Source organism: Pseudomonas sp. BF-B-30 (genome assembly GCF_019956305.1).
In the GTDB taxonomy this organism is placed as follows: domain Bacteria; phylum Pseudomonadota; class Gammaproteobacteria; order Pseudomonadales; family Pseudomonadaceae; genus Aquipseudomonas; species Aquipseudomonas jessenii.
In genome coordinates this window covers 1-7,181 of the sequence record NZ_JAHBDG010000064.1, presented here as the reverse complement: position 1 = coordinate 7,181, position 7,181 = coordinate 1, and the positions used below count along the sequence as shown (strand labels likewise).

The 7,181-nt window shown below is 61.4% G+C and carries 7 protein-coding genes and 1 pseudogene; 2 read left to right on the top strand and 6 right to left on the bottom strand.

All coding sequences use genetic code 11. The annotated features are described in order from the left end of the window. Positions 1 to 367 (top strand): annotated as a pseudogene (locus KGB29_RS24805) (hypothetical protein); the annotation flags it as partial. 150 nt (positions 368 to 517) lie between these two features. Here the strand turns inward: KGB29_RS24805 and KGB29_RS24800 are convergent. After that, a complete protein-coding gene (locus KGB29_RS24800; protein WP_150814704.1) occupies positions 518 to 1,414 on the bottom strand; it encodes a LysR family transcriptional regulator in 897 nt (298 codons plus the stop codon). 145 nt (positions 1,415 to 1,559) lie between these two features. Between KGB29_RS24800 and KGB29_RS24795 the strand changes: the two genes are divergently transcribed. Beyond that, positions 1,560 to 2,987, top strand: a complete 1,428-nt coding sequence (locus KGB29_RS24795; protein ID WP_057715504.1) for a mechanosensitive ion channel family protein — start codon at positions 1,560 to 1,562, stop codon at positions 2,985 to 2,987. A 120-nt stretch (positions 2,988 to 3,107) separates the two neighbouring features. Here the strand turns inward: KGB29_RS24795 and ycaC are convergent, their stop codons facing one another. From ycaC to KGB29_RS24770, 5 genes are all read right to left on the bottom strand, one after another. After that, complete coding sequence (gene ycaC / locus KGB29_RS24790; protein ID WP_102672891.1) at positions 3,108 to 3,734, bottom strand: isochorismate family cysteine hydrolase YcaC; 627 nt, start codon at positions 3,732 to 3,734, stop codon at positions 3,108 to 3,110. Between the two features lie 69 nt (positions 3,735 to 3,803). Beyond that, the gene (locus KGB29_RS24785; protein WP_150814705.1) at positions 3,804 to 5,642 is read right to left on the bottom strand and encodes an amidohydrolase; all 1,839 of its coding nucleotides are present in this window, start codon (positions 5,640 to 5,642) and stop codon (positions 3,804 to 3,806) included. Then, positions 5,642 to 6,250 carry an antibiotic biosynthesis monooxygenase gene (locus KGB29_RS24780; RefSeq protein WP_090454696.1) on the bottom strand — a complete coding sequence of 203 codons (609 nt, stop codon included), beginning with the start codon at positions 6,248 to 6,250 and terminating at the stop codon, positions 5,642 to 5,644. Before KGB29_RS24780 ends, KGB29_RS24785 begins: the two co-directional genes overlap by 1 nt. Further along, complete coding sequence (locus tag KGB29_RS24775) at positions 6,243 to 6,659, bottom strand: DoxX family protein (protein ID WP_057715507.1); 417 nt, start codon at positions 6,657 to 6,659, stop codon at positions 6,243 to 6,245. The genes KGB29_RS24780 and KGB29_RS24775 overlap by 8 nt, the downstream gene beginning before the upstream one ends. A 268-nt stretch (positions 6,660 to 6,927) precedes the next feature. Continuing rightward, on the bottom strand, positions 6,928 to 7,181 hold a 254-nt coding region (locus KGB29_RS24770), incomplete at its 5' end, for a DUF6124 family protein (protein WP_223504921.1).

Here is a 7,181-nt window from a genome sequence, read left to right as displayed (position 1 = left end):
TGGTAGCGGTGGTGGCGGCGGCAGTCATGGTGGAAGCGGCAGTGGTGGCAACAGCGGCAGCGGCCACAGTGGCGACCATGGCAGCAACAGTGGTCATGGCAGTGCCAACAGCGGTTCGAGCCACTCCGGATCGGTCTCGTCCTCAGGACGCAGCGGCACCCATGATGAACCCGGGGACGACCATGGCGTTCATGCCAATGGCGAACCCGGCGATGACCGTGGCGTCCATGCCAATGGCGAGCCCGGCGATGACCGTGGCGTCCATGCCAATGGCGAGCCCGGCGATGACCGTGGTGTCCATGCCAATGGCGAGCCCGGTGATGACCGCGGTGTCCATGCCGAGCCCGGTGATGACAAAAGGAGCTGATTCCCACTGATTCCCACACAACACAAAACCCTGTGGGAGCGAGCTTGCTCGCGATGGCGGAGTGTCAGACGACTTCAATGTTGGATGACACGACGCCATCGCGAGCAAGCTCGCTCCCACAGGTTCGTTTGAGTCGGGCGCTGCGCATTTCTACAAGCCACCTTCAACCCGATCCAGCCGTTCGCGCAAGAACTCAACCAGCGCCTGCACCGGCCGCGAACTTTGCCGGTGTTGCGGATAGACCGCCGACAACGTCAGCGGCTCCAGCCGAAAATCCTCCAGCACTTCCACCAGCCGTCCATCCTTCAACGCCGAGCCGACAATGAACGTCGGCAAATACGTGACCCCCAGCCCGGCAATCGCCGCGTCCTTGAGCAATTCACCGTTGTTGACCCGCATCCGCCCGCTGACATTGACGCTCAATGGCTTGCCCTGCCCTGCAAACCGCCATTGCACCTGTCGACCATGGCCGTACGGAAGGCAGTCGTGACCGTGCAAATCTTCAGGCTTGAGCGGTGTGCCGCGTTCGGTCAGGTACGCCGGGCTTGCGCAGTACACCCGCTCAATGGAGGCAATGCGTCGGGCGATCAGTGTCGAGTCTTCCAGTGTGCCGATGCGCAGCGCCAGGTCGTAGCCCTCACCGAGCAAATCCACGGGACGATCGCTCAAATCCATCTCCACCGTCACGTCGCGATAGCGCTGCAAAAACACCGGCAACAGGCAGCCCAGATGCGCCAGCGCGAACGACAGCGGCGCACTCACACGAATGGTCCCCCGTGGCTCGGTGGTCTGGCCGGCGATGCCCTGCTCCACTTGTTCGACTTCGCTGAGCAGGCGCAAGGCTGACTCGTAATAGCTCTGCCCCAGCGGCGTGACATCCAGGCGCCGGGTCGAACGATTGAGCAAGCGCACGCCCAGGCGCTCTTCGAGTTGCATCAAGCGGCGGCTGACAAACTGCTTGGACAGCCCCAGTTGATCGGCGGCCGCCGTGAAGCTGCCGGAGTCCATGACCTGGCAAAAAATACGCATATCTTCGAATGGGTTCATTGTCACTTCCCGGTTGACAGTCAAACACTTTATAGCCGCTTGTTCCCTTTCAGGCACACCATTAATCTTCGTTCACCGCACTGAAATCACCTTCCCCGAAGGATCTGCGATCTGTTTGCCGCAAGCATTTAAATGGAGTTTCCCCATGTCCTTGCTCCTTGAGCATTTGCTTTCCCTGAGTGCACTGCTATTGGTAATCGACGCCCTGCTGTGGCACCTCGCGCCGTTCAAGCATCGCGTCAGCCGGGTCGGTGTGCGCCTGGCGCTGTTTGTGCTGTTCAGCGCGGTGCTCATCAACGCCGGCGTCAGCCCGTTGCAGGCGCCGTTGTTTGCCGATGATCGCGTGGCACAACTGGGGGCCACGGCACTGGGGATTCTCTGGTGGCTGTACGTCGCGCGGGTGCTGACCGAAGTGATCGGCCTGGCCCTGATGCGGCGCATCGGCCATAGCGGCCGGCTGTTGCAGGATGTCATCGGTGCACTGGTGTTCCTGATTGCCGTGGTGGCCGCCGCCGGCTACGTGCTGGAGCTGCCGGTGAAAGGTTTGCTGGCGACCTCCGGCGTCGTCGCCATCGTGGTGGGTCTGGCATTGCAGAGCACCTTGAGCGACGTGTTCTCCGGCATCGTGCTCAATACCACCAAGCCGTATCAGGTCGATGACCGGGTTTCCATCGACGGTATTGAAGGCAAGGTACTGGACATCGACTGGCGTGCCACCCACCTGCTGACCAGCGCCGGCAGCACCGCTGTGGTGCCGAACTCGGTGGCGGCCAAGGCAAAGATCGTCAATCTCAGCCGCCCGTTCAATATGCACGGCGTGTCGATCAGCATTCAGGTGCCCAACCACATCCGCCCGCGCCGGGTACTCGATGCCCTGGACCGCACCCTTCAGGGCAGTAGCAGCCTGCTGCTCGATCCGGCGCCGAAAGCCGTGCTCAAGGAGGCCGGCGAAACCATGTCCGAATACGTGGCCAGCGGCTTCATCGCCGAATTGGGCAAAAAGGGTGAAGTACGCAATCAACTGTTCGACCTGGCCCATCGGCACCTTGAAGCGGCGGGCATTTCCCGGCAACCCGATGGCGTGATCGAGCCGTCGACCCGCGCACGGGCCTTGCTCGATGAAGTGAAAATATTCCGCTCCCTGAGCGCCGAGGAACGGGATCACCTGGCCCAGAACATGGTGGCGCAGCAATACGCGGCCGGTGAGGTGGTGCTGGATCTGGATGAAGTACCGGACAGCCTGTTCGTCATCGCCACCGGCGTGGTCAGCGCCACCGTCCCCAACGGCAGCACGCAGATCGAAGCCGGGCGCATGGGGCCGAGTGAAGTCATGGGCGAACAAAGCATCCTCGCCGACACGCCGTCCCAGGCACGGTTCACCGCCATGACCTCAAGCATCATCTACCGCCTCGACAAATCACTGACCCGCAACTGCATGGCGCAACGACGGGAAGTCGACCGGGCGTTGAACAAGCTGCAGGCGGTGCGCCAGCAGAACAGCCGGATGGCGTTGATGGCCAAACCGGTAGCGGTCAGGAAAGGTGGGTTTTTGAGTTGGTTGCAGAGTCGCTGATCCAAGGTTCACACAAAACCTTGTGGGAGCGGGCTTGCTCGCGAAAGCGGTGTGTCAGGCAACATTGCTGTGACTGATGCTCCGTCTTCGCGAGCAAGCCCGCTCCCACAGGTTTTGCGATTATTGGGCAGTAAATTTGGTGTAGCTGTTGATCAGGTTGCGATAGTTCGGCAGGCGTTCGGACAGCAGGTTGGCCAGGCCTTCCATGTCGTTGCGCCAGTCGCCTTGCAGCTCGCAGGCCACGGAGAACCAGTTCAGCAGTTGTGCACCGGCGGCCGACATGCGCGCCCAGGCCGCTTGTTGCACGGTGGTGTTGAAGGTGCCGGAAGCGTCGGTCACCACAAACACCTCAAAGCCTTCGGCAATGGCTGACAATGTCGGGAACGCCACGCACACGTCGGTCACCACACCGGCAATGATCAGTTGCTTGCGACCGGTGGCCTTGATCGCCTTGACGAAGTCTTCGTTGTCCCAGGCGTTGATCTGGCCCGGGCGTGCAATGAACGGCGCGTCCGGGAACTGCGCCTTGAGCTCCGGCACGATCGGACCGTTCGGACCGCTGTCGAAACTGGTGGTGAGGATGGTCGGCAGTTTGAAGAACTTGGCGATGTCGCCCAGCGCCAGCACGTTGTTCTTGAACTCGTTGGGCGAGAAATCCTGTACCAGCGAGATCAGACCGGTCTGGTGGTCGACCAGCAATACCACAGCATCGTCTTTGTTCAGGCGTTTGTAGGGAACGTTGCTCATTGGAAACTCCTTGGTGGATGGTTGTTGCAGTCAGCGCCGACCTGTTGGGCCGGCGCTTTTTTAAAAGAGTCAGAAGGCAAAACACGAGCAGCCAAAGGCGCCCCAGAAACCGGCGAAATCGCTGACCGGCGCGTTCGACAGACGCGCCCGTTCATGACTGTGGGAATGCACCGCGCACGGGCCGCTGCAATGGTGAAACTGGGCCTGCATCGGCGAAGTCGGGCGCCAGTGGCCCGGCACCTTCACCACCGGCGACCAGTCCGGCAGCACCGGCACGCTGGCCGGCCCGAGCTTCTCGAAGTCACCGGCGCCGTACACCACCTTGCCGCCGACCACGGTCAATACCGACTCGATCCACTTGATCGCCTCTTCATCGACGCTGAAAAAATCTGCACTGAGGGCCGCGACGTCAGCCAGTTGCCCGACCTTGATCTGGCCCTTCTTGCCTTGCTCCGAGGAGAACCAGGCGCTGCCGTGGGTGAACAGTTCCAGCGCCGTCAGGCGTGAAAGGCCTTCGGCGTGCAATTCCATACCTCCGACGGTGCGACCGCTGACCATCCAGTACAGCGAGGTCCACGGGTTGTAGCTCGACACCCGCGTGGCGTCGGTACCGGCACCCACCGGTACGCCTTCGGCCAGCATGCGTTTGATCGGTGGCGTGGCTTCGGCCGCTTTCGCGCCGTAACGCTCGACGAAATATTCACCCTGGAACGCCATGCGATCCTGAATCGCGATGCCGCCACCCAGCGCCCGCACCCGCTCGATGTTCTGCGGGGTGATGGTTTCGGCGTGGTCGAAAAACCACGGCAAGCCGTTGAACGGAATGTCGCGATTAACCTTCTCGAACACATCGAGCATGCGGCTGATGGATTCGTTGTAGGTGGCGTGCAAACGGAACGGCCAGCGTTGCTCGACCAGATGGCGCACCACCGGCTCCAGTTCGGCTTCCATGGTTTGCGGCAGGTCCGGGCGCGGTTCGAGGAAGTCTTCGAAGTCCGCCGCCGAGAACACCAGCATTTCCCCGGCGCCGTTGTGCCGCAGGAAATCATCGCCCTGGTGCAGCTTCACGCTGCCGGTCCAGTTCTTGAAGTCGGTCAACTCTTCCTTGGGCTTCTGGGTGAACAGGTTGTAGGCGATGCGCACGGTCAGTTGCTCGTCCTTCGCCAACTGCTCGATCACCTGGTAATCGTCCGGGTAATTCTGGAAACCGCCGCCGGCATCGATGGCACTGGTCAGGCCCAGGCGATTGAGTTCGCGCATGAACTGACGGGTCGAGTTGACCTGATACTCCAACGGCAGCTTCGGCCCCTTGGCCAGGGTCGAGTACAGAATCATCGCATTGGGCCGCGCCACCAGCATGCCGGTCGGCTCGCCATTGGCGTCACGCACGATCTCGCCACCCGGCGGGTTCGGCGTGTCGCGGGTGTACCCGGCGACGCGTAACGCGGCGCGGTTGAGCAAGGCGCGGTCGTACAGGTGCAGCACGAAAACCGGCGTGTCTGGCGCCGCCTGATTGAGCTCCGCCAGGGTCGGCATGCGCTTCTCAGCGAACTGGAATTCGTTCCAGCCACCGACCACCCGCACCCACTGCGGGGTCGGCGTGCGGTCGGCCTGCTCTTTGAGCATGCGTAAGGCATCGGCCAATGACGGCACACCTTCCCAACGCAGTTCCAGGTTGTAGTTCAAGCCGCCACGGATCAAGTGCAAGTGTGAGTCGTTGAGCCCAGGGATCACGCAACGTCCTTTGAGGTCGATCACCTGGGTGTTCGAGCCCCGCAGGGCCATGGCTTCGGCATCGTTGCCGACTACGACAAAACGCCCGTCGCTGATCGCCACGGCGCTGGCGAGCGGTTTTTCGCGGTCAACGGTATGGAATTGACCATTGAACAGAATCAGATCGGCGTTCATCACGGTTCCTCGTGCAATGTGGCGGGAGACAGCCAGGGCGCGAACAGACGCGTCGCCATGGGCATGAAGATGTAAACCACCGACAGCACGATGGTCAGGGTGATCAGGAACGTGGCCACCACATAGTTGGAGAGCAAGGCGTTGAGCCGCAACAACGGCCCCCAAAGCAGCGGCACCAGCAAGGTGTGCGGCAGGATCACCAGCAGCGTCACCACGGCCTGCTTCCAGCGCGGCGGTGGCGTACTGGCCTCGGCCTGGGGCGAGAACCAGAACTCGTTGACCGGATTGATTTCGGTCTGGTCGCCATCGGCCAGCATCGGCGCGGCTTCATCGACCAGTTCCTGGCGTTGCGGTGAATCGAGCCAGCGCTGCATCGCCTCGGTCGAACAAAAGCGCAGCACGCAGGTGTAGGTGTCGAGGCCGGCATTCTTGCCACGCACCACATCCACGCCCAAGTGCCCGACGTTCTGCGCGGCCACCTTGACGATGTTGCGCAGCCAGGCGGCATAAGGCACTTCGAAACCGGCCTTGACTCGGTGCTTGACGATCAGGGTCACCACCTCATCAGGCCCCGGACTTGCCGGCTCACGGCGATTGGATTCAGACATAACGCAAGGCTCCGGCGAAACGGACATTGAGTGCCAGGCGTCCCGGCCCGGCGATGAAAATGCTGGTGAACACGATCAGCAACAGCCAGCCGAACTGGCCTTCGAAGAGTGTCCACTGCGGATGCACGATCAACATCGACACCCACAGCAAAAACAGAATAGGCAAACACGCCAAACGCGCCAGCAACCCGGCGACGATCAGCAGCGGGCACACGACCTCGGCGAAAATCGCCAGCATCAGCGTCAGATTCGTGCCCAGGTGGAAAGGGTCTTCGATGTTTTGCAGCTCGGCACTGTAGTGAAGCAACTTGGGCAAGCCATGTACCCACAACAGGAACAACCCGCCGCTGACCCGCAGGAACAGCAGCCCCCAGTCTTGCGCCCGATCATCACTTCGCGAAGTGTCCATGGCCTACCCGCACAAATGAAAAACCACCGGCGTCGATGCGCCGGGACAGGATTCGATAGTGCCGGGGCGGTGGAAGGAAAAATTGAATGTACGTGCTCTGTTTGCGTGAAGACCGAGATCGACCAAACGACATGGAACCCTGTGGGAGCGAGCTCGCTCGCGAAAAACGTCTGGACAACACGATCAATCAGGCAGCACGCGTTATCGTTGACGTCCATCGCGAGCAAGCTCGCTCCTACAGGGTTACTCGTTGCTTGCTGCTACTGGACTAGTCTTGCGGGTCGAGATTATCCAGCGCCCGGTTCACCGCCAGCTCACCCAACATGATGATCTGCGCAATCCCCAGCAGCGCATTGCGATGAGGGCTTTGCAGAAATCCAGCAAGATCGCTGGCCATGATGCTGGCCGAGGCGAGGGATTCGCAGGCGTGGGCCAAGAGGGTTTCGGTGTTGATGTCGGGGGCGATGAGAAACATCGTGCTGGGATTGTGTGGTGGTGCCGGGGCTTTCGGGGGATTGGGGG

Coding starts and splice junctions, on each gene's coding strand:
- KGB29_RS24785 (WP_150814705.1), bottom strand. CDS start 5,642: ATGAACGCCGATCTGATTCTGTTCAATGGTCAATTCCATACCGTTGAC.
- KGB29_RS24800 (WP_150814704.1), bottom strand. CDS start 1,414: ATGAACCCATTCGAAGATATGCGTATTTTTTGCCAGGTCATGGACTCC.
- KGB29_RS24780 (WP_090454696.1), bottom strand. CDS start 6,250: ATGTCTGAATCCAATCGCCGTGAGCCGGCAAGTCCGGGGCCTGATGAG.
- ycaC (WP_102672891.1), bottom strand. CDS start 3,734: ATGAGCAACGTTCCCTACAAACGCCTGAACAAAGACGATGCTGTGGTA.
- KGB29_RS24795 (WP_057715504.1), top strand. CDS start 1,560: ATGTCCTTGCTCCTTGAGCATTTGCTTTCCCTGAGTGCACTGCTATTG.
- KGB29_RS24775 (WP_057715507.1), bottom strand. CDS start 6,659: ATGGACACTTCGCGAAGTGATGATCGGGCGCAAGACTGGGGGCTGCTG.